Genomic DNA, 25605 nt, shown 5'->3' on the forward strand with positions numbered 1-25605 from the left:
AGGAGGGGTGATCAGTTGACCGAGGAGACGGCCGTGTAGTCCACGGGACCGAGGCGTTCGAGATTGAGCTTGAGGCTGCCGTTCTCGCTGTAGACGGCGTCCACCTTGTCGTGGGCGTAGAGCGTGGACGTGACGGCCTTGGCGCCGTTGGCGGCCGTGATGCGGTACTTGACCTCGGTGCCCTCAGGCACCTTGGTGCCGGCGGGCCAGGAGAAGGTCTGGCGGCCCGAGCCCTGGGCACCCAGCTGCACGGTGTCGATGACGTTGCCGGCCCCGCCGAGGATCTCCAGCTTCACGGTCTGGGCCGCGCCGTCGAGCTCATAGCTGCCGTCGGCAGCGCCGTTCTCGACCTGGATCTTGTCGCTGGGCACACTGACCTCGCGGCCCACCAGCGAGATGGATTGCAAGGCCTGCATCTGGCCGAGCTGGCCGCCTAGGCTCTTGATGCTGGTGTCCAGTGTGGACAGGCTCGTCACCTGCTGGATCTGCGCCATCTGGCTCGTCACCTGGGCGTTGTCCATGGGGTTGAGCGGGTCCTGGTTGTTCATCTGCGCGACGAGCAGCTTCAGGAAGCGGTCCTGGGTTTCGGCGGCGTTCTTGGCGGAAACGGTGGGCGTGCCCGTCGTGCTGCCGTTGAGTGCGGTGATGTCCATGGCGGGCTTTCAGCGGTCAGGACTGGCCGAGTTGCAAGGTCTTGAGCAGCAGGTTCTTGGCCGTGCTCATCACCTCGATGTTGTTCTGGTAGGAGCGCGACGCCGAGATCATGTTGACCATCTCTTCCACCGGGTTCACGTTGGAATAGGTCACATAGCCGTCGGCATCGGCCTGCGGATGCTTGGGGTCGTGCACGCGGCGGCCGGGGGTCTGGTCCTCGGTGACGCTGGTCACGCGCACGCCGGCGCTGCCGCTGTCGTTGCCGGCGCCCATCAATTGGGTCTGGAAGACGACCTGGCGCGCCTTGTAGGCCTGGCCATCCGGGCCGGCCACGGTGTCGGCATTGGCCAGGTTGCTGGCCACGACGTTGAGGCGCTGGCTCTGGGCGCTGACCGCGCTGCCGGCGACGTGAAAGATCTGGAACATGGACATGGTTCAGCTCTCCTCAGCTCTGGTTGTGCGACTTCATCGCATCCAGCGTCGTGCGTACGGCGCCGTTGATGAAGCGCAGCGTCGCCTCGTACTTCACCGAGTTGTCCGCGAAGCTGGCGCGTTCGCGGTCCATGTCGACACCGTTGCTGTCCAGGCTGGTCTGGGACTGCAGAGCGTATTCCTTACCGCTCTCGCCGCGCGCACCGGCCAGCGGCGCGATGTGACCGCGCTGCGTGGCGGCAAGAGCGCCGGGCGTGCCGATCTCGCCAGTGGCTTCGCGCAGGGCCTTGGCGAAGTCCATGTCGCGAGCCTGATAGCCAGGCGTGTCGGCATTGGCGATGTTGCTGGCGAGCTGGCGCTGACGCTCCGCCCGCAGCGTGAGCGCCTGGGTCTGGAAGTTCAGCGTGTCTGTCAATCGGTTCAACATCTGGGGGCCTCTTTCGAGGTTGCTTTCGAGCTGAAGGGCCGGGATGGCTCTTCTCGCAAATTGTCTGGAGCTGACCCGAAAACATGAGCGGGATTAGCGGCAGCAAAGCAGCTCAATTCCGACCTAGGGAGCGCCCCTGCTCTCTCTAGAGTTGCGGCCATGCTGCGTCGAACTGCGTTCCTGTCTTGCTTGCTGCTCACCGGGCTGGGTGCCCGGGGACAGACCGTGCTCGACCCGGCACTGTTGGAGCGTGTGCGGATGCTGGCCGAGACCGCCGCCCGCGCTGCAGCACCACCCAACACCCGCGTTGCCGTCGAGATCGGCGCGCTCGACGCCCGCCTGCGCTTGGCGCCCTGCCAGCAGATCCAGCCCTATCTGCCGCCTGGCATGGCCGTTTGGGGCAAGAGCCGCATCGGCCTGCGCTGCACCGATGGCATGGCGCGCTGGAATGTCACGCTGCCGGTACGCGTTGCCGTCTTCGGCCGCGCCGTTGTCGCCAGCGGCCCGCTGCCGGCCGGTGTGAATTTGTCTCAAGAACAGCTGGCCGTGGCCGATATCGACATCGCTGCCGAGCCCGGCGCCGTCTTCACCGATCCGGCCCTGTTGATCGGCCGCACGCTGGCCCGGCCGCTGGGCGCCGCCGAGGCGGTGCGCGCGCCGGCGCTGAAGTCGCGCCAATGGTTTGCCGCCGGAGAGACCGTGCAGGTCCGGGTTGCGGGTGAGGGATTTGCTGTCGCCTCCGAGGCGCAGGCTCTGTCGGCCGGCATCGAGGGCCAGGAGGTCAGGGTGAGGTTTGAGAGTGGTCGCGTCGCCAGCGGCCGGCCGGTCGGCGAACGCCGGGTGGATGTGCTGCTATGAGCAAACTGCCACGAATCTTGAGAACTGGCCGGAAAAACCGGCCAAATCCCGCTCAAGTTCCTAGGCCTGGGGCCGATACAGGAGGAAACTCCCCTGCAATGCCCTCTGCGGGGCCCGCCCCGCACCCTGGAGAAGCTCATGAAGATCGGTAACAGCCCAGACGGCACCGCCAGCCCGCCCAAGGCCGAGCGCCCCGCCTCGCGCAAACCCGAGGCCAGCACGGCCGACGTCGTCCGTCAGACCGCCCAGGCCGCCACCTCCGCGCCCAGCGCCCAGGTCGCCATTTCCAACACCGCCAAGCTGGCTGCCAGTGGCAGCGCCGACGACGGCAGCTTTGACGCCGCCAAGGTCGCACGCATCTCCAAGGCCATCAGTGAGGGTAAGTTCACGGTCAACGCGAACGCCATCGCCGACAAGCTGGTCTCAAATGCGCAAGAATTGCTGGACAGCCGCGTCAATAAGCACTGAACCATGACCGCCATCGCTCCGTCCAACCTTGGCACCGAACTCGAACAGCCTCTGCTGGCTGTCGAGGCCGCGCTGAACCAGCTCGGTGATGCGCTGGCCCGCCGCGACGCGATGGCCATCGAACAGCATGCCGCCGAGCTGCACCAGCACCTGGCCCGCGCTGTGCAGAGCTTCAGCGAAGCCGCCCGCACCGGCAGCGTGCCCAGCGCCTTGCGCAACCGCCTCGTGCGTGCCGGCGGCCTGCTGGCTGCCCAGCGTGAAACCCTGGCCCGCGGCAACGCCTCGCTGGACCGCGCGCTGGACGTGCTGATCCCGAGCGAGCCCACCGGCCTGTATGGCGCTGGCGGCAAGGCCGAGCGCCGCAGCGTCGGCGGCGGCAGCTACCAGGCCTGATCGGTCGCTGAATACAGGAAGCCACCTGCGGGTGGCTTTTTTTCGCCTTGTCGCCCCACAAGCGCCAAAAAGAAGAGCGGCCCCGGAGGGCCGCTCGTCATGGTGCAGGGCTCCGCTTACTTGGCTGCCAGCGCAGTGGCGCGGCGCACGACCGGGGCCGGGAAATCGCCCAGCTCGCGAGCGGCGTTCTCGCCATGGTCGGCGGCCAGCGCAGCGGTCTGCTCGACTTGCAGTTCGGTGGCCTTGACTGTCAGGATGGCCTGACGGGGCAGCTTGACGGTTGCAACGGCGGCAGCCTTGGCGGTGGCCGGTGCGGTCGTTTCGACACCCTTCTCACCTTGGAGGGCGGCCAGTTCGCCACTGTTGCGAGCGGCCGCCAGGTCGGCGATGACGGCTTCGCGGGTCGTTTGTGCGGAGGCGGCGCCGGCGGCGATCAGCAGGGCGGCGGCAAAAACGGTAGACAGCTTGTTCATGATGATTTCCTTCAAGTTCCGTGGCGGATCGTTCCGCCTGGTTTGCTTGGGCATCGCGACCGCGGTGTCCATGGGCTGAACTCTAGGCAGTGCGACTCGGTAGAAACACCAGGGGCGCAGCAACGCGTCGTTCAGAAAAGGAAAACAATCAACGAACCGAATTGGCTGTTGTGCCGAAAAAATATGGAATTTCTCCGGTGCTGACCGGGCTCAGCGAGTCGCCGCCTGGCGCACCTTGTCCAGATAGGCGTGCCCATCGGGCGGCAAGCCGCTTCGCTGGGACGCCCACACCATTTCCCCTAGTGCTTCCATGGCCACATGGTGGGCCTCGTGGCGGGAACTTCGCTTGGCGGCCAGAAGGTCGACGGCCTGGCGGATGCCCGAGGGCTGGTCGATGGCGTGTTGCTCGGTGATGGTCAGGTGCATGGACAGGTGCAGGAAGGGATTGGTGCGGCCTTCCTCCACCGTGTAGACCTTCTCCAGCGCAGCGGCTTCGTCGGCGAGATCGGCGTGGTACTCCGGATGCTCGGCAATCCAGTCCGCGGCGATCGCTTCCATCGGGATCAACGGCGCGCCGTCGCGCCACTTGCGGTAGGTGGCGCAGAAGAAGCGCCGGACTTCGAGCTGGGAGGGGGCGAACATGATTCGATTGTCGCCGCGCACCTTCCAACCCTGCGCTCAAGGAGGCGGTGCGGCGTCCTGCCTGTCCCAGCCGCCGCGCTGCGCCTTGCGGTGGGCGTCCTCGGCCTCGCGCTCGGCGGCGATCAGCTGCTCGAACTGCTGGCGGCCCAATCGGGCGGCAGCGATCAGCGCGCCTTCGTCGCCCTGCAACGGCACCATGGTGTTGAGCACGTCGATGTTGTGGCGCCGGAAGCGCATGGCCTGGCGGCGTGCGGCGTGCGGTTCCATGCCGGTCAGCTCCAGCACGCTGCGCGCGCTCATCAGCGCGGCGTCGAAGGTTTCACGTTCGATGTGGCGCACGCCGGCCTCGTGCAGCTGGTAGTAGTGCTGCACATTGCGCGCCCGGGCGACGACGGTGAGCTGCGGGAAATGCTCGCGCGCCAGCTCGGCGATCTCGACGCTCTGGGCGATGTCGTCAATGGCGATGACCAGGATGCGGGCCGTCTGTGCGCCGGCCGTCTTGAGCATGTCCAGCCGCGTGGCGTCGCCGTAGTAGACCGTCCAGTCGAAGCGGCGCAGGCTCTCGATGGCTTCGGAGTCATGGTCCAGCACCGTGGCCTCCAGGCCGTTGGTGCGCAGCATGCGGGCAACGACCTGGCCGTAGCGGCCGCTGCCGGCAATGATGATGGGCGAGGGCGGCGGTGGCGTCGCCTCGGCGCGCTTCTTGAGGCCGCGGCGGGCAAGCTTTTGCGACATCAATCGGTCGCCGCCGGTCAGCAGCAGCGGCGTCAGCGCCAGTGACAAGGCCACGGCTGCCACCAGGGCCGAGTTCTGCGCCGCGCTGATCATGCCTTCGCTCTGCGCGAGCTGGAAGACGACGAAGCCGAACTCACCGCCCTGGGCCAGCAGGATGACGAAGGCCGGGCGCTCGACCAGAGGAATCTTCATGGCCTTGGACATGGCCACGAGCACGAAGATCTTGCAACCCAGCAGGGCCAGCACCAGCAGCGCCACGAAGCCGGGCTGGGCGGCGACGGCCTTCAGGTCCAGTCCCATCCCGACGGCAATGAAGAACAGGCCCAGCAGCAGGCCCTTGAAGGGCTCCAGGTCGGTCTCCAGTTCGCGGCGGTATTCGCTTTCGGCGAGCAGCACCCCGGCAAGGAAGGCGCCTAGGGCCATGGACAGGCCGACCAGCTGCATCAGCGCTGCCGTGCCCAGCACCAGCAGAAGCGCCGCGGCGGTGAAGATTTCGGGCGTCTTGCTCTGGGCAATCCAGCGCAGCGCCGGGCGCAGCAGCAGGCGGCCACCGAAGACGATGACGACGATGGCGCCGATGGCCTTGGCCGCAGCCAGCCAGGTCTTGCCGGCGCCGTCGTCAGGAGCGCCGCTCAGCGCCAGCACCGGGACGAGGGCCAGCACGGGAATGGCTGCAATGTCCTGCAGCAGCGCCACCGACAGGATGCTCTCGCCCGCCGTCGTGCGGCCAAGGTTGCGCTCGGCCATGACCGCTAGCGCCACGGCGGTGGACGACATCGCCAGGCCCAGGCTGACGACGACGGTCAATCGCCATGGGTAGCCCAGCAGCAGGCCCACGGCTGCCAGCGCCGCCGCGCAGCCCAGCAGCTGTACGCTGCCCCAGCCGAAGATGGGCCGGCGCATGGCCCACAGCCGCTTGGGCTCCAGCTCCAGGCCGACGAGAAAGAGCATCAGTACCACGCCGAGCTCGGCGACCTCGGGGATGGCCGTTGATTCAGGGATCAACCCGAGCACGGCAGGGCCGATCAGCAGGCCGGCCACGAGGTAGCCGAGGATGGAGCCCAGACGCAGCCAGCGCGCCAGCGGCACCGCCAGCACCGCGGCGGCGAGGAAGACGAGAGGCAGTTGCAGCCAGTTGCCATGGCTCATTGCTCGCTCCCTCCGTCCAGCGTCGAGAACAGCGCTGGCCGCTCGTCCAGCGCGACGTCCTCCTCATCACCCACAGCCGGCTCGGCCAGGTGCTCGCACCACTCGGGGTAATGCGTCAGCCGCTTCACGAACAGCTCGGCATGGGCGGTGATCTCGGCGTCCGTCGCGCGGTGCGCGCCTTGCAGGATCTGCGGCGGCAGGTAGTTCATGCCGCAGGTGTGGGCTGACTGCCGGTAAGGCAGCAGGAATTCGTCGATGGGATGGTGGTTGTGGCCGCCCGGAGCATAGGCCTCGGCGCCGCCGCCGGTGGAGGCGACCAGCCAGAAGTCCTTGCCGTGCAGGGCCGTGCCGCCGGGGCCATAGGCCCAGCCCAGGCGCGGCACGTCGTCCAGCCAGAGCTTTTGCAGCGCCGGCATGCTGTACCAGTAGATGGGATGCAGCATGACGACCAGCTTGGCGGCTTCGAGGGCGCGTTGTTCGGCGTCGATGTGGATGTGGAAGTCCGGGTAGAGGCGGTAGAGGTCACGCAGATCGACGCGGTCGGCCGCGGGCGAGGCGCGCAGTGCGTCGAGCACGCTGCGGGTCGCATGGGAGCGGGCCAGGTCGGGATGGGCGGCGAGGACGAGGATGTCGCGAGCGGTACTGTCAGGCATGGCCGGCTAGGTTACCGTCCCTGGACGACACATCCACCCAGGTCAGCCCGAATGCGCATCTTCGAGACCCTTGCCGACCTTCAAGCCCTGATCGGCCAGCCCCTGGGCCACAGCGACTGGATCACCGTCGACCAGGACCGCGTGAACGCCTTTGCCGAGGCGACTGAGGACAGGCAGTGGATCCACGTCGACCCCGAGCGCGCCAGGGCGGGGCCTTTCGGCGGACCGATTGCGCATGGCTTTCTGACGCTGTCGCTGATTCCCTATTTTTTCGAGACGGGATTTGCGGTGCGTGAGTCGCGCATGGTCGTCAACTACGGCCTCAACAAGGTGCGCTTCACGAAGCCGGTGCCGGTGGGCAGCCGGTTGCGCGCCGGCTTCAAACTGCTGGCCATGGACGACGTGGCCGGCGGCGCCAAGCAACTGACGGTGGAAGTGGCCATCGAGGCCGAGGGCAGCCCGAAGCCGGTCTGCGTGGCGGAGAGCCTCGCGCGGCATTACCGCTGACCGGCCAGCTAGCATGGCGGTCTCTTAACGACCGCTCCGCGCTGTTCCATGGCCTCCAGCCTCCTCGTCCTGCTCGACGACATCGCGACCATCCTTGACGATGTGGCGACCATGACCAAGGTCGCCGCCAAGAAGACCGCCGGCGTGCTGGGCGACGACCTGGCGCTCAATGCCCAGCAGGTCACCGGCGTCAATGCCGACCGCGAGCTGCCGGTGGTGTGGGCCGTGGCCAAGGGCTCGCTGCTGAACAAGGCCATCCTCGTCCCCGCCGCCCTGGCGATCTCGGCGTTCGCGCCGTGGGCCATCACGCCGCTGCTGATGCTGGGCGGCGCCTACCTGTGCTTCGAGGGCTTCGAGAAGCTGGCGCACAAGTTCCTGCACAGCACTGAAGAGGACAAGGCCCACCACGAGGAGCTGGTGAAAGCCATCGCCGACCCGCAGGTAGACATGGCCACCTTCGAGCGTGACAAGGTCAAGGGCGCCATCCGCACCGATTTCATCCTGTCAGCCGAGATCATTGTCATTGCGCTCGGCACGGTGGCCAGCGCGCCGCTGCAGACCCAGCTGGCCGTCCTGGTGGCGGTGTCCATCGCGATGACGGTGGGCGTCTATGGCTTCGTGGCGGGCATCGTGAAGATGGACGACGTCGGGCTGTGGCTGTCTCGCAAGCCCGGCGCGGCGGCACGGGCGGTGGGCCGCTTCCTGCTGGCCGCCGCGCCGCGGCTGATGAAGCTGCTCACGGTGCTGGGCACGGCGGCGATGTTCCTCGTCGGCGGCGGCATCCTCGTGCATGGCATTGCGCCACTGCATCACGTCATTGCACATCTGGCTGAGGGCCAGGCTTGGGTTGTTGGTCTGGTGCTGGAGAACGGCGCGAACGCGCTGCTCGGCGTCATCGCCGGCGCACTGGTGCTGGCTGTCGTGACGGCGGTGCAGAAGCTGCGCCGGCGCTGAGGGGCTTACAGGAATCGCGACCAGTATTTGTCCAGCGGTTCCTTGGCGTGGGAAAAGCCTTCCTTGTCCAGTACCTCGTACACGTAGAGCAGGTACATCGCAATAGCCTGGCACTGCGATGGGGAGAAGATTTCGTGTGGTTGGAGCCATCGATCGCTATCGCGCCTTCCCTGCGCGGGGAACGCCAATTGCGCCTCGGCCGCAGAGTTCCATTCGGTGGCATGGCCGGTACGCAATAGCCAGCACATGTAGGCAGGCGCATAGAAGACGTAGCCCGTGAGGTCAAGAAACGAGAGGACGGCCTCATGGCGTCCGAGGTGTTCGTCGGGGACATCCTGCCAGTGCTGCGCCGTGTCCAACCGTCTGGCAGCCTGCCGCTCGGTTGCTGAAGCGCCATCATCGATAGCTAACGCCTCGTGCAGCGTCACGCCATCGCCTAGCCTCACGTCGCGGAACGCTTCGTGAATCTGCTGCAGAACTCGGTCCCGGCGATTCACGGCGCGTCGGTGCCTCAATTGGCCGAGTAGGCCAACCTCACATAGATCGGCGCAAACGCCTCGGCCTGCGTGATTTCGAGCAGGCGCTCCTTGGCGAGCTCCAGCATGGCGATGAAGGTCACGACGAGCACGGCCTGACCGCGAGTGACGTCGAACAGGGCCTCGAACTCGACGAAGCGCTGGCCCTGCAGGCGGCGCAGCACGATGCTCATGTGCTCGCGCACCGACAACTGCTCACGGCTGATCTTGTGGTGCTGGTTGAGCTTGGCACGCTTGAGGATGTCGAGCCAGGCTTCGCGCAGATCGTCGGCGTTGACGTCAGGGAAGTGGGGCGTCAGCGACTGCTCGATGTGCACCTGGGCGCGCAGGAAGTCTCGGCCCAGCTGGGGCAGGCGGTCCAGCCGCGCGGCGGCGAGCTTCATCTGCTCGTACTCCAGCAGGCGCCGCACCAGCTCGGCACGCGGATCCTCGGCCTCCTTGCCATCCTCGCTCTTCTTGGGCGGCAACAGCATGCGCGACTTGATCTCGATCAGCATCGCGGCCATCAAGAGGTATTCGCTGGCCAGCTCGAGGTTGTGCTTGCGGATCTGCTCGACATAGCTCAGGTACTGGCGGGTCACGTCGGCCAGCGGGATGTCGAGGATGTTGAAGTTCTGCTTGCGGATGAGGTACAGCAGCAGGTCCAGCGGGCCCTGGAAGGCCTCAAGGAAGACTTCCAGCGCATCCGGCGGGATGTAGAGGTCCAGCGGCATCTGGAACAGCGGCTCGCCGTACAGGCGCGCCACTGCGACCGCGTCGACCACCTCGGGAAGGTCAGACGCGGCTTGGCTGGATTCCTCAGCCATGGCCGTCAACGCTTACTTGCCGGACGTTTGATAGACGTAGGGCTGCTGCGGCACGCGGGCGTCGTCGAAACCGGCCTGGGCGTTGCGGTCCTGCTCCTTGTCCCACAGCAGGGCACGGCCGGCGCGCTGTTCGGCCTCCAGCGTGGGGCGCTGGGCCTTGAGTTGCTCAATGAAGTTCGTGACTTCGGACTTGTAGGGCTTCCAGAACAGCGGCATGGGGGTCTCTTTGACTAAGGGGCTGATTTTAGATCGGCGATGCTGGGCACGATGGCGGCGTCGCCCAATTCGGCCGCCAGACCGGAGCGGCGCAGCAGATCCAGGGGCTGGGCGTTGATGTTCGCGAGCACCAGGGCGACGCTGCGCTTGGCCAGCGTGCGGTGCAGTTCGCGCAGGGCCTCCACGCCCGAGGTGTCCATCACGATGAGGCGGCGCATCTCGAAGACGACGGCCCGCGTGCCAGCGGGCAGCTGCTCGGCCAGCGCCTCGATCTTGCCGACCGCGCCAAAGAACAGGGCGCCATAGAGCTCGTAGGCCACCACGCCCTCGGGCAGGACGCCGGCGTCGAAGCGGCTGATCGTGAACAGCTGGCCCATGCGCCAGACGAAGAACACGCAGGACGCGATCAGGCCCACCTCCACCGCCACGGTCAGGTCGGTCACGACCGTCAGCATGAAGGTGCCGACCAGCAGCGTACGGTAGGTGAAGTTGAAGCGCCGCAGCCGCGCGAACTCGTGCCAGTCGCCCATGTTCCAGGCGACGACGAGCAGGATGCCGGCCAGGGCCGCGAGCGGCACATGCACGGCCAGCGGCGCGGCCACCAGCAGGATGATCAGCAGGCTCAGCGCATGCACGACGCCGGCGATCGGGCTGGTCGCGCCGGCACGGATGTTGGTCACCGTGCGGGCGATGGTGCCCGTGGCCGGCATGCCGCCGAACAGCGGCGCCACCAGGTTGGCGATGCCTTGCGCCATCAACTCCTGGTTGGGGTCATGGCGAGGCAGCTCAGGTGTGAGCTTGTCGGCCACGCGGGCGCAGAGCAGGGATTCGATGGCACCCAGCAGCGCCAGCGTGAGCGTCGGGATGACGAGCTGGCGCAGGCCCTCCCAACTCGCGTCCGGCCAGGCCAGGGCTGGCAGGCTGCGCGGAATGCCACCGAAACGGCTGCCGATGGTTTCCAGCGGCATGTCCAGCAGCGCGGTAGCCAGCGTCGCCGCCACCAGCACGATGACGGTACTGGGCAGCAAGGCCAGCCAGCGCCGCAGGCCGCTCAGGGCCTGCTGGCCGATGTTCTTCGGCCAGACGAGCACCACGGCGACCGCCGCGGCGGCCGTGGCGACGGCCCACGGATTGAAGCCGGCGGCGTGCGCGCCGAGCACGCCGACCTGGCCGAAGAAGTCGGCCGGCATGGGCACGTGGGACAGGCCCAGCGCGTCCTTCAGCTGCGCCAGCGCGATCAGCACGGCGATGCCGTTGGTAAAGCCGGTGACGATAGCCACCGGGATATAGCGCACCAGCACGCCGAGCCTGAGCGCGCCCATGGTGAACAGCAGCACGCCAGCGCCCATGGTTGCCAGGAGCAGATTGGCCAGACCGTGGCGCTGCAGGATGCCGTAGACGACGACGATGAAGGCGCCGGCCGGCCCGCCGATCTGCACGCTGGAGCCACCGAAGACGGAGATCAGCAAGCCGGCGACGATCGCCGTGGCCAGGCCCTGTTCGGGGCGCAAACCGGAGGCGATGGCGAAGGCCAGCGCCAGCGGCAGCGCGACGATGCCGACCGTCAGGCCGGCGCCGAGATCAGCGAGGAAGCGCTGCCGCGAATAACCCGCCCGCAGCGCGAGCAAGCGGGGGCGGAAGGGGTGCAATTGGGGCAGTGGCATGGAACCTCCGGAGTGGCGACGGCGCGAGGAGCGAGGTCGCGGCCGGAGGCCCGCAGTGATAGCGCTCTGCAATGAAGCGCCGGCGCCGCGACAGACCCAGGGGCAGCCGCGGCGAATCGCTCACTCAGCGCACCCGCATGCCGGGCTGGGCGCCGGGGAAGGGCTCCAGCACGAAGATGCCCGGGTGGGCTTTCTCGTCGGCATGGCTGGCGGCCAGCACCATGCCCTCGCTGATGCCAAACTTCATCTTGCGCGGCGCGAGGTTGGCGACCAGGACGGTCAGCTTGCCTTCCAGGGCCTCGGGTTTGTAGGCGCTCTTGATGCCGCTGAAGACATTGCGCAGGCGACCTTCGCCGGCGTCCAGCGTCAGGCGCAGCAGCTTGTCGGAGCCTTCAACATGCTCGGCCTTGACGATCCTGGCGATGCGCAGGTCGACCTTGGCGAAGTCGTCGATCTTGATTTCTGCCGCAAGGTCCTCGCCACCTGGGCTGACGTGCACCGGCGCGGGAGCTTCGAACAGCTGCTCCACCTTGGTCAGGTCGACGCGCTGCATCAGGTGCTGGTAGACGCCGATCTGGTGGGCGCCCAGGGCGCGGGCACTGTCGCTCCACTTCAGCGGCGCAATCTTCAAGAAGGCCTCGACCTGGGCGGCCAGCGCCGGCAGCACCGGCTTGAGGTAGAGGGTCAGCAGGCGGAAGGCTTCGATGCAGACGCTGCAGACGTCGTGCAGGGCAGCGTCCATGCCTTCCTGCCTGGCCAGCTCCCAGGGCTTGTGCTGGTCGACGAACTCGTTGACCCTGTCGGCCAGCAGCATGATCTCGCGGATGGCCTTGCCGAACTCGCGGTCCTCATAGAGCTGGGCGATCGAATCGCTCTGGCCGCGCAGCGCGTCCAGCAGCATGCGGCCTTCCACGCCAAGGTCGCCGCTGAGGTGGCCGTCGAAACGCTTGGTCAGGAAGCCCGCGGCGCGCGAGGCGATGTTGATGAACTTGCCGACCAGGTCGCTGTTGACGCGGGCCGCGAAGTCCTCGGGGTTGAAGTCGATGTCCTCGACCTTGGCATTGAGCTTGGCGGCGATGTAGTAGCGCAGCCACTCGGCATTCAGGCCCAGCGCGAGGTACTTCAGCGGGTCCAGGCCCGTGCCGCGGCTCTTGCTCATCTTCTCGCCGCCGTTGACGGTCATGAAGCCGTGCACGAAGACGTGGTTGGGCGTCTTGCGGCCGCTGAAATGCAGCATCGCCGGCCAGAACAGCGTGTGGAAGTAGGTGATGTCCTTGCCGATGAAGTGGATCTGCTCCACCGTTGGGTCGGCCATGAAGGCGTCATAGTCTTTGCCCACCTTGCCGAAGTAGTTCTTCAGCGAGGCGAGGTAGCCGATGGGCGCGTCCAGCCAGACGTAGAAATACTTGCCCGGCGCGTCGGGGATCTCGATGCCGAAATAAGGCGCGTCACGGCTGATGTCCCAGTCGCTGAGCTTGTTGTTGCCGTCCTCGTCGGTCTCGAACCACTCGCGGATCTTGTTCAGCACCTCGGGCTGCAGGCGTCCCGGCTCCTGCGTCCACTGCGTCAGGAAGTCGACGCAGCGCGGGTCGCTCAGCTTGAAGAAGTAATGCTCGCTGGTCTTGAGCACCGGCGTCGCACCCGACAGCACCGAGTAGGGATTCTTCAACTCGGTCGGCGCATAGACGGCGCCACAGACTTCGCAGGAGTCGCCGTACTGGTCCTTGGCACCGCACTTCGGGCATTCGCCCTTGATGAAGCGGTCCGGCAGGAACATCGACTTCGCCGGGTCGAAGAACTGCTCGATGGTCTTGGTCGCGATCAGCTCGTTGTGGCGAAGGGCCAGGTAGACGGCCTTGGACAGCTCATGGTTCTCCGGCCCGTCCGTCGAATGCCAGTTGTCGAAGCTGATGTGAAAGCCGTCGAGGTATTGCTTGCGGCCCGCGGCGATGCCCGCGACGAACTCCTGCGGCGACTTTCCGGCCTTCTCGGCCGAGATCATGATCGGCGCGCCGTGGGCGTCGTCCGCGCAGACGAAGTGCACGTCGTGGCCCGCCATGCGCTGGAAGCGCACCCAGGTGTCGGCCTGGGTGTACTCCATGATGTGGCCGATGTGGAAACCGGCGTTCGCATAGGGCAGGGCGGTGGTGACGAAGAGCTGGCGGGGCATGGGCGCGAGTGACGGGGGGCTGCAGGCGGAACTGCGGATTCTAGGTTTGCGGGTCAGCGGGAGCGGCCGGGTCGGTTGCGGCCTCGCCATCGGCCTGAGGCTCGTCGGGTGCATCCGGTTCGTCGGGCTTGCCGCTGGCCTTGCGCTGGCGCTTTTCTTCGGCCTTGCGCTTCTTGGCCAGCTCACGCTGGCGTTTTTCATAGCTGTAGTTCGGGGTAGCCAAATGGACTCTCCTTGAGGTGGCCGGCCCAATGTAGCTTGCGATGGCGCATCGAGCGCTCCCAAGTTGCAGCCGAAAGCTCCACGGCGCCTCAAGGATCTCGCTTAAGTCACTGATTTGTAACGCTTCTGAAAGCTATCCACCGAGTCTGTGGAAAACTTTGTGGAGAACCCCCCGCCATCGCGGCCAAGCCCTTATGGAATGCGGGTCCGCTTAGGTTGCTCAATTTCTAGGCAGTCTCGGTTCACTTATATGAATCAATAACTTAGCGACATGGCAGGGCGAGCTCACGGGCCAGGGCGCATGAAGGCTGGCGGGGCTTGACGCCTTCCAGATTTGGGGATAAGTCAAGGCACCAAGTGCGGATGTCACGGTTTGGAAGGACATTTCGACGCGGTTTGTCCCCGTCCGCTGTGGACAAGTCTGTGGGCCATCTGACCACAGCGCCGCTAAGTGCTTGATCGGCATGCCCGTCAGCTCCCGTGCCCGTTTTTGAGGCGCCGGGATGGTTGGCCCTGGGGGCAGTCCCCAGCAGCCTTGACGGGAGCGGCGGCTAAACTCGCGCCCTTTTGAACGGGCGGCAGCGGCGCAATGGCGGATTTGACGAAGGAAAGTGGCGGGCGCGGCAAGAGCGCAGCGCGCGCCGGCACTTTCGAATTGAAATCGCGCCGCTTCAGCCTTTTGGGCCTGGTACTGCACAGCGCCGACATGACCGAGCTGGCGGCCGACTGGGCCCAGCGCGCCGGCGCCGGCGGCTTCGAGCATGAGCCGGTCGTCATCGACCTGAGCCAGCTGGCGCGCGCGCCGGCTGCCGTCACTGAGCCGATCGAAGGCCAGGCGCCTCTGGCCCTGGATGGCCCGGCGCCTGTCGACCTGCGGGCCCTTGTCGAGCTGCTGCGCAACAGCCAGCTCCAACCGGTGGCCGTGGCCGGTGCGACGGCCGAAGAGCTGGCCGTTGCGCATGAGCTGGGCCTGGCCGACGCGGCCGACGAGCCGAGCAGTGACCGCAGCCTCGCTCCCGTCGAGAGCGTGCGCGAGGTGGTGCGCGAGATCACCGTCGAGAAGATCATCGAGAAGCCCGCCGCGCCAGCGCCAACCATGGTCATCGACAAGCCGCTGCGCTCCGGCCAGCGCATCTATGCCAAGGGCGGCGACCTCGTCGTGCTGGCGCTCGTCAACCATGGCGCGGAGGTCATCGCCGACGGCAGCGTGCATGTCTACGCCCCGCTGCGCGGCAAGGCCATCGCTGGAGCCCGCGGCGACACGTCGGCGCGCATCTACGCGCACAGCCTGGAGGCGGAGCTGCTGTCGATTGCCGGCATCTACCGCACGACCGAGAACCCGCTGCCGGCCGACGTGGCGGGCAAGCCCGCACAGGTCCTGCTGGATGGCGAGAAGCTGCTGATGCAGCCGCTGGCCTTCTGAACACCCGATTGAACTGAACGAACAGGAAAGCTCCAGATGACCAAGATCGTCGTCGTCACCTCCGGCAAGGGCGGGGTCGGCAAGACCACCACCAGCGCGAGCTTCGCCACCGGCCTCGCCATGCGCGGCCACAAGACCTGCGTCATCGACTTCGACGTCGGCCTGCGCAACCTCGACCTCATCATGGGCGTCGAGCGCCGTGTGGTGTACGACCTCATCAACGTCGTCAACGAAGAGATCAAGCTGACCCAGGCCTTGATCAAGGACAAGCAGCTCGACAAGCTCTACATCCTGGCCGCCTCGCAGACGCGCGACAAGGATGCGCTGAAGCAGGAAGGCGTCGAGCGCGTGCTGAACGAACTCAAGGCGATGGAGTTCGACTTCATCGTCTGCGACTCGCCGGCCGGCATCGAGACGGGCGCGTTGATGGCCATGCACTACGCCGACGAGGCGCTGGTCGTGACCAACCCCGAGGTCTCCTCGGTGCGCGACAGCGACCGCATCCTCGGCATGCTGAGCAGCAAGACCAAGCGGGCCATCGAAGGCGGCGAGCCGGTCAAGGAGCATCTGCTCATCACGCGCTACAACCCGAACCGTGTCGAAGGCGGCCAGATGCTGAGCCTGGACGACATCCACGAGATCCTGCGCACGCCGCTGATCGGTGTCATCCCCGAGAGCGAGAGCGTGCTGCAGGCCTCCAACCAGGGCACACCGGCCATCCACCTGGCCGAGACCGATGTGGCCGAGGCGTACAAGGACGTCGTCGCGCGCTTCCTCGGCGAGGACAAGCCGATGCGCTTCACCGAAGCCGTGAAGCCCAGCTGGTTCAAGCGCGTCTTCGGCGCCAAGTGATGGGAGCCGCGCAATGGGATTCCTGAACTTTTTCCTCGGCGAAAAGAAGAGCTCGGCCAGCGTCGCCAAGGAGCGGCTGCAGCTCATCCTCGCCCACGAGCGCAATGGCCGCAGCAGCAGCCCCGACTACCTGCCGCAACTCCAGCGTGAGCTGGTGGCCGTCATCAGCAAATACGTGTCGATCAACCCCGACGACATCAAGGTGCACATGGAGCGTCAGGGCGACCTGGAAGTGCTCGAGGTCAAGATCGAGCTTCCGGAACCTGGCGGTCGCTAACCAGCGGGTCGCGCGGCGCGGGCCTGCTCGCGCCGCATGAAGAGATAAAGGCTCTCGACCTTGGCGCGCGCCCACGGCGTCTTGCGCAGGAACTTCAGGCTCGACGCCACGCTGGGGTCGATGCGAAAGCACTTGATCTCGATGCGCTGGCCAAGTTCGGCCCAACCGAAGTGCTCGACCAGCGCGGTCACGATGGCCTCGAGGGTGAGGCCGTGCAGCGGATCTTTGGGCAGGTTCGTTGGCATGGCAGCACTGTGCGAAGTAGGTGTTTCGGTATTCGGGCCGAGCGCCGGGCCGCCCCAAGCCGGCCCGCGCAGGCGATGTGCGAGCGGCTCAATGCCGCGAGCATCGCCGTCCCCTCGGGGGACCGGCTGGGGTTGCCCGCGTACAGCGGGGCAAGACCAGACGAGGGGCGCATTATTCGTGGGTGAACTGGTCTGAATTCTTGCCCTTGTACTGGGCGTAGTAGCGCTTGATCTCGGCCATGTCGGCGTCGACGTCGCCGGTGGGCCGGAACAGCGGGCCCAGGCCGACGAGCTTGCTTGGGTAGTCCATGTGCGCCATGACGATGGGCAGCTTGGCCGTGACGGCGATCCAGTAGAAGCCGGTCTTCCAGTAGATGGTCTTGCTGCGCGTGCCCTCGGGCGGCACGATGAGCTGCACCGGGCCGTCGGCGGCCTGCAAGGCTTCGGCCGAGGCGGCAACGAGATTGCTGGACTTGCTGCGGTCCACCGGGATGCCGCCCAGCCAGCGCATCAGCCCGCCAAACGGGAAGCGGAAGATCGAAGCCTTGCCCATCCAATAGGGCGTCAGGCGCAGCGCAAAGGAAGCGAACAGCGTGTAGGGCAGGTCCCAGTTGCTGGTGTGCGGAGCGGCGATGAAGACGCTCTTGCGCGCCTCGGGCTGCAGTTCACCCTGAACGGTCCAGCCGGCCAGCCTCAGCCAGGCCACGGACAAACCACGCAACAGGGTGCTGAGCCCCGGCGTGGTGAAGATGGTGCGATGCATGGCCGCGATTGTCCGGCCGGGCCGTGCTGCCTCAATCTGCGGCAGCGCAAGAAAAGCGCTGTAGCGCCAAGGACTTGGGCTTGCGGCCCGCAGGCTGTGCACGCAGTTGTCCACAGATGCTGTGGATGGCCGTTGCGGCTCATGCCTTCTTTCGTGCCGTTCGTCGCACGGCGGCTTGCCGGGCCGCGCGCCAAACGCCATGCTGCGCGGCGTCTCACCACCTGCCCACTGCCATGCGCCAACACGCCACGCCCGCCTTCGCTCTGTCTGTTTTGCTGGTCGGCACGGCCCACGCCGGCCAACCCGCCACGCCCGCGGCCATGGCAGCCTATGCCGACCAGGTGCTCGACGCGCAAAAGCTCAACCGCGACGGCCCCGGCGTCACCGTGCTGGTCGCTCGCGGCGACCAACTGCTCTACAAGGGCGCCCGCGGCATGGCCAGCATCGAACTCGGCGTGCCCATGCAGCCCGACCAGCTGATGCGCATCGGCTCGGTCACAAAGCAGTTTGCCGCCGCAGCGCTGCTCAAGCAGATCGACGAAGGCAAGGCCAGGCTTGACGACCCGCTGTCCAAATACCTGCCCGACTATCCGGGCGGCAGCCGGATCACGCTGCTGCAACTGCTCAACCACACCTCGGGCGTCAAGAGCTACACCGGCATTCCTGGATATATGGGCAACCCCGTGCGCCGCGACCTCAGCACGGCCGAGCTGGTCAAGGAATTCAAGGATCTGCCGGTGGACTTCCAGCCCGGCGAGAAGTGGGCCTACAACAACTCCGGCTATGTGCTGCTCGGCGCCGTCGTCGAGGCCATCTCGGGCAAGAGCTGGTACCAGTCCGTCGACGATCTTTTGCTCAAGCCCGCGCAGATCACCAGCGTGCATTACCAGGCCGGCGACAAGCTCTTCAAGGGCATGGCCCAGGGCTACACGCTCAATGCCCAGCGCGAGGTGGCGCCGGCCGGCCTGCTGAGCATGACCCAGCCGCATGCGGCGGGCGCGCTGATCGCCAACACCGAAGGCCTGTGGCGCTGGAACCAGGCGCTGCATGGCGGCAAGCTCATCAGCCAGGCGAGCTACCAGCGCATGACCACGCCGGAAGGCCCGGCCAAGGCGCATCACTATGGCTTTGGGATCGGCACTGACGTGCTGCGCGACCAGCCCGTGCTGGCCCACAACGGCGGCATCCACGGTTTTGGGTCGCTGCTGAACTACCTCCCCAAGAGTCAGACTACCGTCGTCATCCTGCGCAACAGCGACGCCCCTGGCTTCGCGACGGACCTGGTGGCGCGCAAGCTCGCGGCTTTTGCCATCGGCGAGCCCTTTGCCGAGCACAAGCCCGTGGCGGTGCCGACCGAGCAGCTTGCGAGCGCCGAGGGCGTCTATACCCGTGAGGACAAGCGGTCGCGCACGCTGCGGTTGAAGGACGGCGTTCTGCAAGGGCAGCGTGCCGGTGGCGGCACCGCGGCTTTGATCCCGCTCGGGCAGGACCGCTTCGCTTTTCCCGATTCCGTCGACGAGCTGCAGCTTGAACGCACGGCCGACGGCAAGGTCATCGGCATGCGGGTGTTCAACAACGGCGAGAAGGAAGGCGGGCGCTGGGCGCGCAGTGGCGAGCTGCCGCCCGAGCCCGCCTTCATCACGCTCAACCCGGCGCAAATGCAGGCTTTGGTGGGCGACTACAGCTCGCCGCAGTTCTCCATCAAGGTCTTCATCGACGACAAGGGCCGCCTGCAGGGCCAGGCACCAGGCCAGCCGGCGTTTGAACTGATGGCCACCTCTCCTCGCCAGGTCCATGTGCCGCAGGTCGCGGCGCAGCTCGACTTCAGCGCCGAGGAGGGCAAAGCCGCTTCGGTGACGCTGAACCAGGGCGGCAACAAGCTCGTCATGCCCAGGAAGTAGTCAAACGCACTGCAGCGTCACGTCGCTGCGCGGGCAGGCCACGCAGGGCAGCACCCAGCCCTGCGCCTTCTCTTCAGCGGAGAGGCCGGGCCAGGGAATGTTGTGCTCGATGCGGCCCTGCAGCAGCTGCGAGATGCAGGTGCGGCAGGTGCCGTTGCGACAGGACCAGGGCAACGCGACCCCGGCGGCCAGGCCGGCCAGCATCAGGGGTTGATCGGCGGCGCAGTCGAAGGTCTCGCCACCGGGCAGCAGGGTCACGCGGAAGACGGGTTGCGGAGCTGTCTCGGACATGACCGTCATCATGCCCGGCCGCCCGTTAGCATCCGCGTGCCGGTTCGCAAGACCGGCAGCGTTCTCAGGGCGGGGCGGAATTCCCCACCGGCGGTATGTGCGCAAGCACGAGCCCGCGAGCGCCTTCGCCGCGAAAGCGGCAAAGGGTCAGCAGACCTGGTGCGATGCCAGGGCCGACGGTCACAGTCCGGATGAAAGAGATCGCGTGGCGACGGCGTGCCTGTGTTGAGCAGGCGCGCCGCTGCGGCGTGCGCTTGCCCTGATTCTGGAAAAACCGTCTTTCAAGAGGACACCATGAATCAGCCCCTCAATCCCGGCTTCAACCTGACCCGCCTGCCGCGCGTGGCCATCGTGGCCGCGAGTTGGCACAAGGACATCGTCGGCGTGGCCGTGTGGGCCATCCGCCATGAGTTCGACCGATGTCGAATCCCGCCTGACCAGGTCAGCGTCATCGACGTCCCCGGCGCCTTCGAGATCCCGCTGCATGCCAGGCGCCTCGCGCGCAGCGGCCGCTTCGATGCCGTCATCGCCTGCGGCCTTGTCGTCGACGGCGGCATCTACCGGCATGACTTCGTCGCCCAGACCGTCATCCAGGCGCTGATGGACGTGCAACTGGAAACTGACGTGCCGGTGTTCTCCGCCGTGCTGACACCGCACCACTTCCACGAGCATGGCGAGCACAAGCGCTTCTTCGCCGAGCATTTCTCCACCAAGGGCGTGGAGGTGGCGCGCGCCTGCCTCGCGACAATAGCGAGCCTGGACAGCCTTGATGCGCTGACCACCTGACCTCGCCCCGCGCGGCGCCTTCGTGACGTCGCGCCTTTTGAATCGATCCATGCTCGCCGCCCGCTACCTCGCCGGCTATCCCGCCGAACTCATCCAGCAGGCCGAACAGCTGCGCCTGGACGGCCGCTTGGCCGATCACCTGGCTCGCCGGCTGCCTGACGCCCACGAGGTGCGCAGCGACTCGGCCCTGTTCGACTATGTGCAGGAGCTGAAGAACCGCCATCTGCGCAACGCCGGCCCGCTGAACTTCGTCGGCTTCGACGCCAAGCTGCGCGTGCTGCAGCAGGCGCTGGGCACGCACACCCGCCGCACCCAGGTGCAGGGCGCCAAGCTCAAGACCCGTCGCGAGATCCGCGTCGCCACCTTGTTCAAGGAGGCACCGGCTGCGCTGCTGAACATGATCGTCGTGCACGAACTGGCCCACCTGCGCGAGCTGGACCACAACAAGGCCTTCTACCAACTCTGCCAGCACATGGAGCCGGACTACTTCCAGCTGGAGTTCGACCTGCGTCTTTACCTGATGCACCTGGAGGAGAGCAAATGATCTTGCTCGCCCCAATGGAGGGCCTGCTCGACCACATCCTGCGCGACGTGCTGACCCGCGTCGGCGGCGTGGACCGCTGCGTGTCCGAGTTCATCCGCGTGACCGACCAGCTATTGCCCAAGCGCGTCTTCACGCGCATCGTGCCGGAGTTGCACACCGGCGGCCGCACCTTGGCTGGCGTGCCGGTGCACCCGCAGCTGCTTGGCTCCGACGTGACTTGCCTTGCCGAAAACGCCGCGCGGCTTGCGGAGTTGAAGCCCGAGGGCATCGACCTGAACTTCGGTTGCCCGGCCAAATGCGTGAACCGCCACCGCGGCGGCGCCGTGCTGCTGGACGAGCCCGAGCTGATCCACGAGATCGTGTCCGCCGTGCGCCGTGCCGTGCCCGCCGACGTCATGGTGTCGGCCAAGATGCGCCTCGGCTACATGGACGCGAGCCGCACGCTCGACGTCGCCCGTGCCATCCACGCTGCCGGTGCGCAGGAGATCGTCGTGCATGCGCGCACCAAGGCCGATGGTTACAAGCCGCCGGCCTATTGGGAGCGCATCTCCGCCGTCCGCGAGGCCGTGCCCCTGACCATCATCGCCAACGGCGAGATCTGGACCGTCGAGCACGCTGCGCTCGCCCGCGAACGCAGCGGCTGCGAGCACCTGATGCTGGGCCGCGGCATGGTGGCCGACCCGGGCCTGGCGCTGCGCGTGGCCGGTGCGCGCGCCGAGCCAGTGCCCTGGCGCGAGCTGCTGCCGCTGATGCAGGTCTTCTTCGACCAGGTCCGCGCCACGGTCGCTGCCAAGCATCAGGGAGGGCGGCTCAAGCAGTGGCTGCACTACCTGAAGCGCGCCTACCCGGAAGCCGAGGCGGCCTATGCCGAGTTGCGCACGGTGAACGCGGCCGACGAATTGGCGGCCCGCCTGTTCTTGGCTGCCTGAGTCAGAGCTCGAAGGCCGCCCGCATCGCATCGGCCAGGCTCATGCGCCGGCCTTCCTGCGCCAGCCGCTCGACGTCGCCGGCGGGCAGCCGATCGGCCAGGCCCTGGGCCAGCGCGGCGCGGTCGGCCGCCTCGTTGGGCTGGCGCTGCATCTGCCCATGGGCCTCGAACTCGCGGTCCGCGGTACCGGCCAACTGTGCCGCCAGTTCCGTGCGGCCGGCCTGCAGATGCAGCAGCGCCAGCGCGTCCAGCGACACCCACAGCTGGTCGTCCAGCGTCAGCCGCCCCAGCCTGACCGGTGCTTGCAAGGCCACCTCGCGAGCCCGCTCCCAGCGGCCCTGGGCGATCAGCGCGCCGATCAGGTTGCCCATGATGGACGCCAGGCAGGCCAGGTCGCCCGCATCGCCCGGCTCGGCCAGCAGCGCTTCGCCCAGCTGCACGGCCAGGTCCAACTCGCCGGCGGCCCGCGCCTGGTCGGCCAAATTCAGCCGCGCGCGGATGACGCCGGCATCAAAGCCGCCGCGCTCGCACAGCGCCAGCGCCGCCTGGTAGCAGCGGCGCGCCTCGTCGTGCCGGCCCGAGGTCAGGTGCAGCACGGCCTCGGTCGTCAGGCCGCGCTCCAGCACGGCGGCGGGCCAGCCGGGGCTTTCCAGCAGGCGGGCAGCAGCCAGCGTGGCGCGCGCCTCGGGGCCGTCCACGCGCCAGTTGAAGGCGTGCTCGACCAGGGCCAGGTACTCGCCGCGTTCGTCGCCCAGCTCGCGGTACAGGCACGCGGCGCGCTCGGCGGCCTCGCGCGCCAGGCCCGGATGCACGACGCTGTGGCAGCGCGCGCAGGCCCACCAGAAGCGGGCCAGCTCTGGCTTTGCCAGATCGGCGCCCGCTATCACCCGTGCGGCCAGCGCCAGCGCATGCGGGCGGGCCTGGGTGGCGCGCGGCAGCCACAGCGGTGTGGCGGCGCCGAACAGCGAAACAGCGGCGGCGAGGTCGTGGGCCTCGCCCCAGGCCAGCGCCGCCCACAGGCCCGGCAGCTCGGGCTCGTAGCGCGCCTTCCAGCCGGCGTAGGGAACGCGCCAGGACTCCTCGTAGGCGTCGTCCAGCAGCCAGCCCAGGCCGGCGCAATGGCGCGCCTCGGCCAGCGCCGTCTCGCCGGCGGCGGCGAGCTTGTCCAGCGCGAACAGGCGCATGGTCTCCAGCAGCCGAAAGCGCCGCTGCGCCGCGCCCCGGTCGATGCTGACGAGGGAGCGCTCGAGCAGGCTCAGCACCGCGGCCACCGCCGCGGCGGCCGGCAGCGCGTCGTCGGCCAGCACCAGGGCCGCACCTTCGAGCGAGAAGCTGCCCGGGAAGACGGCCAGGCGGCGCAGCACCCGGCGTTCGCGCTCGGCCAGCAGGTCGTGCGACCAGCTCAGCGCCTCGGCCAGGGCGTTGCGTCGCGAGGGCGCGCGGGCGTCACTCGGGGCCAGCAGCGTCAGCCGCTGGTGCAGCCGCGCGGCCAGGCCGTCCAGCCCTAGCACGTCCAGGCGCGACGCGGCCAGCTCGATGGCCAGCGGGTTGCAGTCCAGCGCCTCGCAGATCTCCTCGGCCCGGGGGGTGTCGGCCGCGTCGGCCTCCCCCGTGCGCGCTGCCAGCAGGCGCACCGCATCGGGCAGCGGCAGCGGCGCCAGGCGGACGACGCGCTCGCCCGGCGCCTGCAGCGGCAGCTGGCTGGTGACAAGCAGGCTGACGCGCTCGGTGTCGCGCACCAACGTCGCGGCGAGTTCGGCCACGTCGGCGGCGCGGTGCTCGGCGTTGTCCAGCACGATCAGCAGCGCCAGCGCCGACAGCCTCGCCGCCAGTGCCGCCAGCGGATCGGGGCCGGTCGGCAGGCCCAGCGCACGAGCCACGGCGGCGGCGACGGGCTCGTCCTCGCGCAGCAGCGTCAGGTCCACCCACCAGGCACCGTCGGCTTGGTCGCCGCGCAGGCGCAGCGCCAGCTCCTGCGCCAGCCGCGTCTTGCCGATACCGGGGCCGCCGCACAGCGTGACGATGGGCTGGCCGCGCAGCAGGGCCTGCAGCTCGCTCAGTTCGGCCTCGCGGCCGATCAGCGGTGGCAGGCGCACCGGCAGGCGGCCGCGGGCGCCCAGGCCGGGTTCGCCGGGCGCGGCCTCGGCCACTTCCAGCACCGGCAGCGCGAAGCGGTAGCCGAAGCCGGGGAGGGTGGTAATGGCCTCGGCGCCGAGCAGCTTGCGCAGCACGCCCACCTGCACGGCGAGGTTGTTCTCCTCCACGACGACGCCGGCCCAGACGCGCTTCATTAGCTCGTCCTTGCCCAGCAACTGCCCCGCGCGCTCGACGAAGGCGACCAGCAGCTCGAAGGCGCGCGCCGTCAGCGCCACCTCGGCGCCGCGGCGGAACAGCAGGCGCTCGGTGGGCAGCAGCTTGAAGTCGCCGAAGCGGTATTGGGAAGTGGCCATCGCGGGCCCGAATTTAGCCAGATTTCAAGCCGGCTAAAGGACGTCACCCACCCCCAGGAAAGAGGATGACGCCAGGCCGGTCGGTGTCCGGCAGGCCGTTCAACCCAGGAGTTCCTCATGCCCAAGTTCGTCATCGAAAGAAACATTCCCGGCGCCGGCCAGCTCACGCCCGAGCAGTTGCAAGGCATCTCCGCCACCTCCTGCGGCGTGCTGCGCGACCTGGGCCCCAGCATCCAGTGGGTGCACAGCTATGTGACCGACGACAAGATCTACTGCGTCTACAACGCGCCCGACGAGGCCAAGGTGCGTGAGCATGCGCGGCTGGGCGGCTTCCCGGCGGACCAGGTCAGCCAGGTGCGCCGCATCATCGACCCGGTGACGGCCGAGCTTTGAAGCTCAATATTGCAGCTTGGGGTACCAGTCGGTGCCCCGCCCCTCGGGCGTCAGGTCCAGCACCGACCACAGCGCCGCGATGTCCGGCGCGTCGCGCGGGTCCTGATCGGGGTCGGCCATGTCCTTGGTCATCGCGCTGGACCAGAACAGCCGCACCTGGTCGCCGTCGCGCTTGAACACGACCAGGGCCGGGTTCTCGCTGCCGTCGGGGTTGAGCAGGCCCAGGTCCTTCGCGTAGTCGTCGCCGACCGTCTGCACGAAGTTGAGGTCGCGCCAGCCGCGCTGCTGGGCGAAGGCGTATTGCCGCTCGACCGGTGAGCGGCCGAGGATCTTCAGCGCCACGCGCTGCTTGATGTCGGCCGCATTGCCGTTGACGGCGCCCAACCAGTTGGTGCACATCGGGCAGGGCCGCTCGCGCTGCGGGCCGTACATCCAGAAGTAGGTCACCAGGGCCTGCTTGTCGCCGAACAGGTCGAGCAGCGTCGCATCGAAGCCCTGCTCGTCCTTGAACTTGTAGTCCTTCGTGATGACGGGGCCGGGCGGCAGTGCACGACGCTGCTCGGCCAGCCGCGTCATGTGGCGACGGAACTCGATCTCCTCGGCGAGCAGGGCCTTGCGTGCTTGCTCGTACTCGGCAGAGGCGCCGGGGAAGGGCGTCCTGGCCTGGGCGGCCAGTTCGGTGGCAGAAGTGAGCTGAGACATGCGGTGACTCCCGCTGCGGACATCGCACGATGGTCGTCGCATCACTGTGGCAGGCAGCATCGGTCGCCGCCACGCCGGCGTGCAGGCCGGC

The 25605-nt window shown here is 67.6% G+C and carries 31 protein-coding genes and 1 riboswitch; of the genes, 13 read left to right on the plus strand and 18 right to left on the minus strand.

The features are described 5' to 3' along the window. Positions 1 to 11: 11 nt before the first annotated feature. Genes ASC95_RS00690 through flgB form a run of 3 tightly spaced genes read right to left on the minus strand, consistent with a single transcriptional unit; the run spans position 12 to position 1513 of the window. Positions 12 to 653 (minus strand): flagellar hook assembly protein FlgD, encoded by a 642-nt coding sequence (locus ASC95_RS00690; protein ID WP_056199134.1) that lies wholly within the window; start codon positions 651 to 653, stop codon positions 12 to 14. Between the two features lie 16 nt (positions 654 to 669). Further along, positions 670 to 1086: a flagellar basal body rod protein FlgC gene (flgC, locus tag ASC95_RS00695; protein ID WP_056199131.1), complete on the minus strand. Its 417-nt coding sequence runs from the start codon at positions 1084 to 1086 to the stop codon at positions 670 to 672. Positions 1087 to 1099: 13 nt separating this feature from the next. After that, the gene (gene flgB / locus ASC95_RS00700; RefSeq protein ID WP_056199128.1) at positions 1100 to 1513 is read right to left on the minus strand and encodes a flagellar basal body rod protein FlgB; all 414 of its coding nucleotides are present in this window, start codon (positions 1511 to 1513) and stop codon (positions 1100 to 1102) included. Positions 1514 to 1672: 159 nt separating this feature from the next. On the opposite strand from flgB, the gene flgA reads away from it, so the two are divergent. The 3 genes from flgA (at position 1673) to ASC95_RS00715 (ending at position 3232) form a co-directional block, all read left to right on the plus strand. Next, positions 1673 to 2371 (plus strand): flagellar basal body P-ring formation chaperone FlgA, encoded by a 699-nt coding sequence (gene flgA, locus ASC95_RS00705; RefSeq protein WP_082567384.1) that lies wholly within the window; start codon positions 1673 to 1675, stop codon positions 2369 to 2371. A gap of 138 nt (positions 2372 to 2509) precedes the next feature. Next, positions 2510 to 2839 (plus strand): flagellar biosynthesis anti-sigma factor FlgM, encoded by a 330-nt coding sequence (gene flgM, locus ASC95_RS00710; protein WP_057295887.1) that lies wholly within the window; start codon positions 2510 to 2512, stop codon positions 2837 to 2839. Positions 2840 to 2842: 3 nt separating this feature from the next. Next, entirely contained in the window at positions 2843 to 3232 is a 390-nt protein-coding gene (locus ASC95_RS00715) for a hypothetical protein (RefSeq protein ID WP_057295888.1), read from the plus strand. A gap of 116 nt (positions 3233 to 3348) precedes the next feature. Here the strand turns inward: ASC95_RS00715 and ASC95_RS00720 are convergent, their stop codons facing one another. From ASC95_RS00720 to ASC95_RS00735, 4 genes are all read right to left on the minus strand, one after another. Next, positions 3349 to 3705, minus strand: coding sequence for a DUF4148 domain-containing protein (locus ASC95_RS00720; protein ID WP_162250693.1), 357 nt, complete (start codon positions 3703 to 3705; stop codon positions 3349 to 3351). Positions 3706 to 3915: 210 nt separating this feature from the next. Then, positions 3916 to 4347: a DUF1841 family protein gene (locus ASC95_RS00725; RefSeq protein WP_057295890.1), complete on the minus strand. Its 432-nt coding sequence runs from the start codon at positions 4345 to 4347 to the stop codon at positions 3916 to 3918. 36 nt (positions 4348 to 4383) lie between these two features. Further along, complete coding sequence (kefC, locus tag ASC95_RS00730) at positions 4384 to 6231, minus strand: glutathione-regulated potassium-efflux system protein KefC (RefSeq protein ID WP_057295891.1); 1848 nt, start codon at positions 6229 to 6231, stop codon at positions 4384 to 4386. Continuing rightward, entirely contained in the window at positions 6228 to 6884 is a 657-nt protein-coding gene (locus ASC95_RS00735) for an NAD(P)H-dependent oxidoreductase (protein ID WP_082567385.1), read from the minus strand. Before ASC95_RS00735 ends, kefC begins: the two co-directional genes overlap by 4 nt. 51 nt (positions 6885 to 6935) lie before the next feature. Between ASC95_RS00735 and ASC95_RS00740 the strand changes: the two genes are divergently transcribed. Continuing rightward, the gene (locus ASC95_RS00740) at positions 6936 to 7391 is read left to right on the plus strand and encodes a MaoC family dehydratase (protein ID WP_057295892.1); all 456 of its coding nucleotides are present in this window, start codon (positions 6936 to 6938) and stop codon (positions 7389 to 7391) included. A 48-nt stretch (positions 7392 to 7439) separates the two neighbouring features. Continuing rightward, positions 7440 to 8345, plus strand: coding sequence for a DUF808 domain-containing protein (locus tag ASC95_RS00745; RefSeq protein ID WP_057295893.1), 906 nt, complete (start codon positions 7440 to 7442; stop codon positions 8343 to 8345). A 5-nt stretch (positions 8346 to 8350) separates the two neighbouring features. Here ASC95_RS00745 and ASC95_RS00750 read toward each other — a convergent pair whose 3' ends face one another. The 6 genes from ASC95_RS00750 to ASC95_RS00775 form a co-directional block, all read right to left on the minus strand. After that, a complete protein-coding gene (locus ASC95_RS00750) occupies positions 8351 to 8842 on the minus strand; it encodes a DUF6714 family protein (protein ID WP_057295894.1) in 492 nt (163 codons plus the stop codon). A 14-nt stretch (positions 8843 to 8856) separates the two neighbouring features. After that, positions 8857 to 9687, minus strand: coding sequence for a ScpA family protein (locus ASC95_RS00755; RefSeq protein ID WP_057295895.1), 831 nt, complete (start codon positions 9685 to 9687; stop codon positions 8857 to 8859). 12 nt (positions 9688 to 9699) lie between these two features. Further along, positions 9700 to 9903, minus strand: coding sequence for a DUF3460 family protein (locus ASC95_RS00760; RefSeq protein WP_056199099.1), 204 nt, complete (start codon positions 9901 to 9903; stop codon positions 9700 to 9702). Positions 9904 to 9917: 14 nt separating this feature from the next. Then, positions 9918 to 11567: a SulP family inorganic anion transporter gene (locus ASC95_RS00765; protein WP_057295896.1), complete on the minus strand. Its 1650-nt coding sequence runs from the start codon at positions 11565 to 11567 to the stop codon at positions 9918 to 9920. Positions 11568 to 11691: 124 nt separating this feature from the next. Continuing rightward, on the minus strand, positions 11692 to 13737 hold the full coding sequence (gene metG, locus ASC95_RS00770) for a methionine--tRNA ligase (RefSeq protein WP_057295897.1): 2046 nt from the start codon (positions 13735 to 13737) through the stop codon (positions 11692 to 11694). A 40-nt stretch (positions 13738 to 13777) separates the two neighbouring features. After that, positions 13778 to 13960 (minus strand): hypothetical protein, encoded by a 183-nt coding sequence (locus ASC95_RS00775; protein ID WP_057295898.1) that lies wholly within the window; start codon positions 13958 to 13960, stop codon positions 13778 to 13780. A gap of 588 nt (positions 13961 to 14548) precedes the next feature. Between ASC95_RS00775 and minC the strand changes: the two genes are divergently transcribed. From minC to minE, 3 genes are read left to right on the plus strand one after another with little or no spacing between them, the layout of a single operon-like run. Then, on the plus strand, positions 14549 to 15382 hold the full coding sequence (minC, locus tag ASC95_RS00780) for a septum site-determining protein MinC (RefSeq protein ID WP_057295899.1): 834 nt from the start codon (positions 14549 to 14551) through the stop codon (positions 15380 to 15382). Positions 15383 to 15418: 36 nt separating this feature from the next. Then, positions 15419 to 16234: a septum site-determining protein MinD gene (gene minD / locus ASC95_RS00785; protein ID WP_056199085.1), complete on the plus strand. Its 816-nt coding sequence runs from the start codon at positions 15419 to 15421 to the stop codon at positions 16232 to 16234. 13 nt (positions 16235 to 16247) lie between these two features. Beyond that, the gene (gene minE, locus ASC95_RS00790) at positions 16248 to 16511 is read left to right on the plus strand and encodes a cell division topological specificity factor MinE (RefSeq protein WP_056877362.1); all 264 of its coding nucleotides are present in this window, start codon (positions 16248 to 16250) and stop codon (positions 16509 to 16511) included. Here minE and ASC95_RS00795 read toward each other — a convergent pair. Together ASC95_RS00795 and ASC95_RS00800 are read right to left on the minus strand one after the other, a co-directional pair. Further along, positions 16508 to 16756 (minus strand): VF530 family DNA-binding protein, encoded by a 249-nt coding sequence (locus ASC95_RS00795; RefSeq protein WP_057295900.1) that lies wholly within the window; start codon positions 16754 to 16756, stop codon positions 16508 to 16510. The two genes, minE and ASC95_RS00795, sit on opposite strands and share 4 nt — an antisense overlap. A 172-nt stretch (positions 16757 to 16928) precedes the next feature. Further along, positions 16929 to 17519, minus strand: a complete 591-nt coding sequence (locus ASC95_RS00800) for a 1-acyl-sn-glycerol-3-phosphate acyltransferase (RefSeq protein WP_057295901.1) — start codon at positions 17517 to 17519, stop codon at positions 16929 to 16931. A 233-nt stretch (positions 17520 to 17752) separates the two neighbouring features. On the opposite strand from ASC95_RS00800, the gene ASC95_RS00805 reads away from it, so the two are divergent. Next, the gene (locus ASC95_RS00805; protein ID WP_057295902.1) at positions 17753 to 19420 is read left to right on the plus strand and encodes a serine hydrolase; all 1668 of its coding nucleotides are present in this window, start codon (positions 17753 to 17755) and stop codon (positions 19418 to 19420) included. Here the strand turns inward: ASC95_RS00805 and ASC95_RS00810 are convergent, their stop codons facing one another. Next, on the minus strand, positions 19421 to 19711 hold the full coding sequence (locus tag ASC95_RS00810; protein ID WP_057296992.1) for a 2Fe-2S iron-sulfur cluster-binding protein: 291 nt from the start codon (positions 19709 to 19711) through the stop codon (positions 19421 to 19423). It lies immediately after the preceding gene. Between the two features lie 56 nt (positions 19712 to 19767). Further along, positions 19768 to 19918, plus strand: a riboswitch (FMN riboswitch). A gap of 87 nt (positions 19919 to 20005) precedes the next feature. Here ASC95_RS00810 and ASC95_RS00815 point away from each other — a divergent pair. Genes ASC95_RS00815 through ASC95_RS00825 form a run of 3 tightly spaced genes read left to right on the plus strand, consistent with a single transcriptional unit; the run spans position 20006 to position 21970 of the window. After that, the gene (locus tag ASC95_RS00815) at positions 20006 to 20497 is read left to right on the plus strand and encodes a 6,7-dimethyl-8-ribityllumazine synthase (protein WP_057295903.1); all 492 of its coding nucleotides are present in this window, start codon (positions 20006 to 20008) and stop codon (positions 20495 to 20497) included. A 49-nt stretch (positions 20498 to 20546) separates the two neighbouring features. Next, positions 20547 to 21041: a M48 family metallopeptidase gene (locus ASC95_RS00820; RefSeq protein WP_057295904.1), complete on the plus strand. Its 495-nt coding sequence runs from the start codon at positions 20547 to 20549 to the stop codon at positions 21039 to 21041. Beyond that, complete coding sequence (locus ASC95_RS00825; protein ID WP_057295905.1) at positions 21038 to 21970, plus strand: tRNA-dihydrouridine synthase; 933 nt, start codon at positions 21038 to 21040, stop codon at positions 21968 to 21970. The genes ASC95_RS00820 and ASC95_RS00825 overlap by 4 nt, the downstream gene beginning before the upstream one ends. A gap of 1 nt (position 21971) precedes the next feature. Here the strand turns inward: ASC95_RS00825 and ASC95_RS00830 are convergent, their stop codons facing one another. Then, positions 21972 to 24419: a winged helix-turn-helix domain-containing protein gene (locus ASC95_RS00830; RefSeq protein ID WP_057295906.1), complete on the minus strand. Its 2448-nt coding sequence runs from the start codon at positions 24417 to 24419 to the stop codon at positions 21972 to 21974. A gap of 117 nt (positions 24420 to 24536) precedes the next feature. Here ASC95_RS00830 and ASC95_RS00835 point away from each other — a divergent pair, with 117 nt between their 5' ends. Next, positions 24537 to 24812 (plus strand): DUF4242 domain-containing protein, encoded by a 276-nt coding sequence (locus tag ASC95_RS00835; RefSeq protein WP_057295907.1) that lies wholly within the window; start codon positions 24537 to 24539, stop codon positions 24810 to 24812. Between the two features lie 3 nt (positions 24813 to 24815). On the opposite strand, the gene ASC95_RS00840 is transcribed toward ASC95_RS00835, so the two are convergent. Continuing rightward, positions 24816 to 25514: a DUF899 family protein gene (locus ASC95_RS00840; protein ID WP_057295908.1), complete on the minus strand. Its 699-nt coding sequence runs from the start codon at positions 25512 to 25514 to the stop codon at positions 24816 to 24818. Positions 25515 to 25605: the final 91 nt, after the last annotated feature.

Source organism: Pelomonas sp. Root1217 (genome assembly GCF_001425705.1).
Classification (GTDB): domain Bacteria; phylum Pseudomonadota; class Gammaproteobacteria; order Burkholderiales; family Burkholderiaceae_C; genus Pelomonas.

What these genes read in the sequence shown, in the direction of transcription:
- flgA (WP_082567384.1), top strand. Translation starts at nt 1,673, where the DNA reads ATGCTGCGTCGAACTGCGTTCCTGTCTTGCTTGCTGCTCACCGGGCTG.
- ASC95_RS00830 (WP_057295906.1), bottom strand. Translation starts at nt 24,419, where the DNA reads ATGGCCACTTCCCAATACCGCTTCGGCGACTTCAAGCTGCTGCCCACC.
- ASC95_RS00735 (WP_082567385.1), bottom strand. Translation starts at nt 6,884, where the DNA reads ATGCCTGACAGTACCGCTCGCGACATCCTCGTCCTCGCCGCCCATCCC.
- ASC95_RS00760 (WP_056199099.1), bottom strand. Translation starts at nt 9,903, where the DNA reads ATGCCGCTGTTCTGGAAGCCCTACAAGTCCGAAGTCACGAACTTCATT.
- minE (WP_056877362.1), top strand. Translation starts at nt 16,248, where the DNA reads ATGGGATTCCTGAACTTTTTCCTCGGCGAAAAGAAGAGCTCGGCCAGC.
- ASC95_RS00715 (WP_057295888.1), top strand. Translation starts at nt 2,843, where the DNA reads ATGACCGCCATCGCTCCGTCCAACCTTGGCACCGAACTCGAACAGCCT.
- ASC95_RS00745 (WP_057295893.1), top strand. Translation starts at nt 7,440, where the DNA reads ATGGCCTCCAGCCTCCTCGTCCTGCTCGACGACATCGCGACCATCCTT.
- kefC (WP_057295891.1), bottom strand. Translation starts at nt 6,231, where the DNA reads ATGAGCCATGGCAACTGGCTGCAACTGCCTCTCGTCTTCCTCGCCGCC.
- ASC95_RS00835 (WP_057295907.1), top strand. Translation starts at nt 24,537, where the DNA reads ATGCCCAAGTTCGTCATCGAAAGAAACATTCCCGGCGCCGGCCAGCTC.
- ASC95_RS00810 (WP_057296992.1), bottom strand. Translation starts at nt 19,711, where the DNA reads ATGTCCGAGACAGCTCCGCAACCCGTCTTCCGCGTGACCCTGCTGCCC.
- ASC95_RS00765 (WP_057295896.1), bottom strand. Translation starts at nt 11,567, where the DNA reads ATGCCACTGCCCCAATTGCACCCCTTCCGCCCCCGCTTGCTCGCGCTG.
- ASC95_RS00725 (WP_057295890.1), bottom strand. Translation starts at nt 4,347, where the DNA reads ATGTTCGCCCCCTCCCAGCTCGAAGTCCGGCGCTTCTTCTGCGCCACC.
- ASC95_RS00825 (WP_057295905.1), top strand. Translation starts at nt 21,038, where the DNA reads ATGATCTTGCTCGCCCCAATGGAGGGCCTGCTCGACCACATCCTGCGC.
- ASC95_RS00690 (WP_056199134.1), bottom strand. Translation starts at nt 653, where the DNA reads ATGGACATCACCGCACTCAACGGCAGCACGACGGGCACGCCCACCGTT.
- ASC95_RS00820 (WP_057295904.1), top strand. Translation starts at nt 20,547, where the DNA reads ATGCTCGCCGCCCGCTACCTCGCCGGCTATCCCGCCGAACTCATCCAG.
- minC (WP_057295899.1), top strand. Translation starts at nt 14,549, where the DNA reads ATGGCGGATTTGACGAAGGAAAGTGGCGGGCGCGGCAAGAGCGCAGCG.
- ASC95_RS00755 (WP_057295895.1), bottom strand. Translation starts at nt 9,687, where the DNA reads ATGGCTGAGGAATCCAGCCAAGCCGCGTCTGACCTTCCCGAGGTGGTC.
- flgB (WP_056199128.1), bottom strand. Translation starts at nt 1,513, where the DNA reads ATGTTGAACCGATTGACAGACACGCTGAACTTCCAGACCCAGGCGCTC.
- flgM (WP_057295887.1), top strand. Translation starts at nt 2,510, where the DNA reads ATGAAGATCGGTAACAGCCCAGACGGCACCGCCAGCCCGCCCAAGGCC.
- metG (WP_057295897.1), bottom strand. Translation starts at nt 13,737, where the DNA reads ATGCCCCGCCAGCTCTTCGTCACCACCGCCCTGCCCTATGCGAACGCC.
- ASC95_RS00740 (WP_057295892.1), top strand. Translation starts at nt 6,936, where the DNA reads ATGCGCATCTTCGAGACCCTTGCCGACCTTCAAGCCCTGATCGGCCAG.
- ASC95_RS00805 (WP_057295902.1), top strand. Translation starts at nt 17,753, where the DNA reads ATGCGCCAACACGCCACGCCCGCCTTCGCTCTGTCTGTTTTGCTGGTC.
- ASC95_RS00795 (WP_057295900.1), bottom strand. Translation starts at nt 16,756, where the DNA reads ATGCCAACGAACCTGCCCAAAGATCCGCTGCACGGCCTCACCCTCGAG.
- ASC95_RS00815 (WP_057295903.1), top strand. Translation starts at nt 20,006, where the DNA reads ATGAATCAGCCCCTCAATCCCGGCTTCAACCTGACCCGCCTGCCGCGC.
- ASC95_RS00720 (WP_162250693.1), bottom strand. Translation starts at nt 3,705, where the DNA reads ATGAACAAGCTGTCTACCGTTTTTGCCGCCGCCCTGCTGATCGCCGCC.
- flgC (WP_056199131.1), bottom strand. Translation starts at nt 1,086, where the DNA reads ATGTCCATGTTCCAGATCTTTCACGTCGCCGGCAGCGCGGTCAGCGCC.
- ASC95_RS00800 (WP_057295901.1), bottom strand. Translation starts at nt 17,519, where the DNA reads ATGCATCGCACCATCTTCACCACGCCGGGGCTCAGCACCCTGTTGCGT.
- ASC95_RS00840 (WP_057295908.1), bottom strand. Translation starts at nt 25,514, where the DNA reads ATGTCTCAGCTCACTTCTGCCACCGAACTGGCCGCCCAGGCCAGGACG.
- minD (WP_056199085.1), top strand. Translation starts at nt 15,419, where the DNA reads ATGACCAAGATCGTCGTCGTCACCTCCGGCAAGGGCGGGGTCGGCAAG.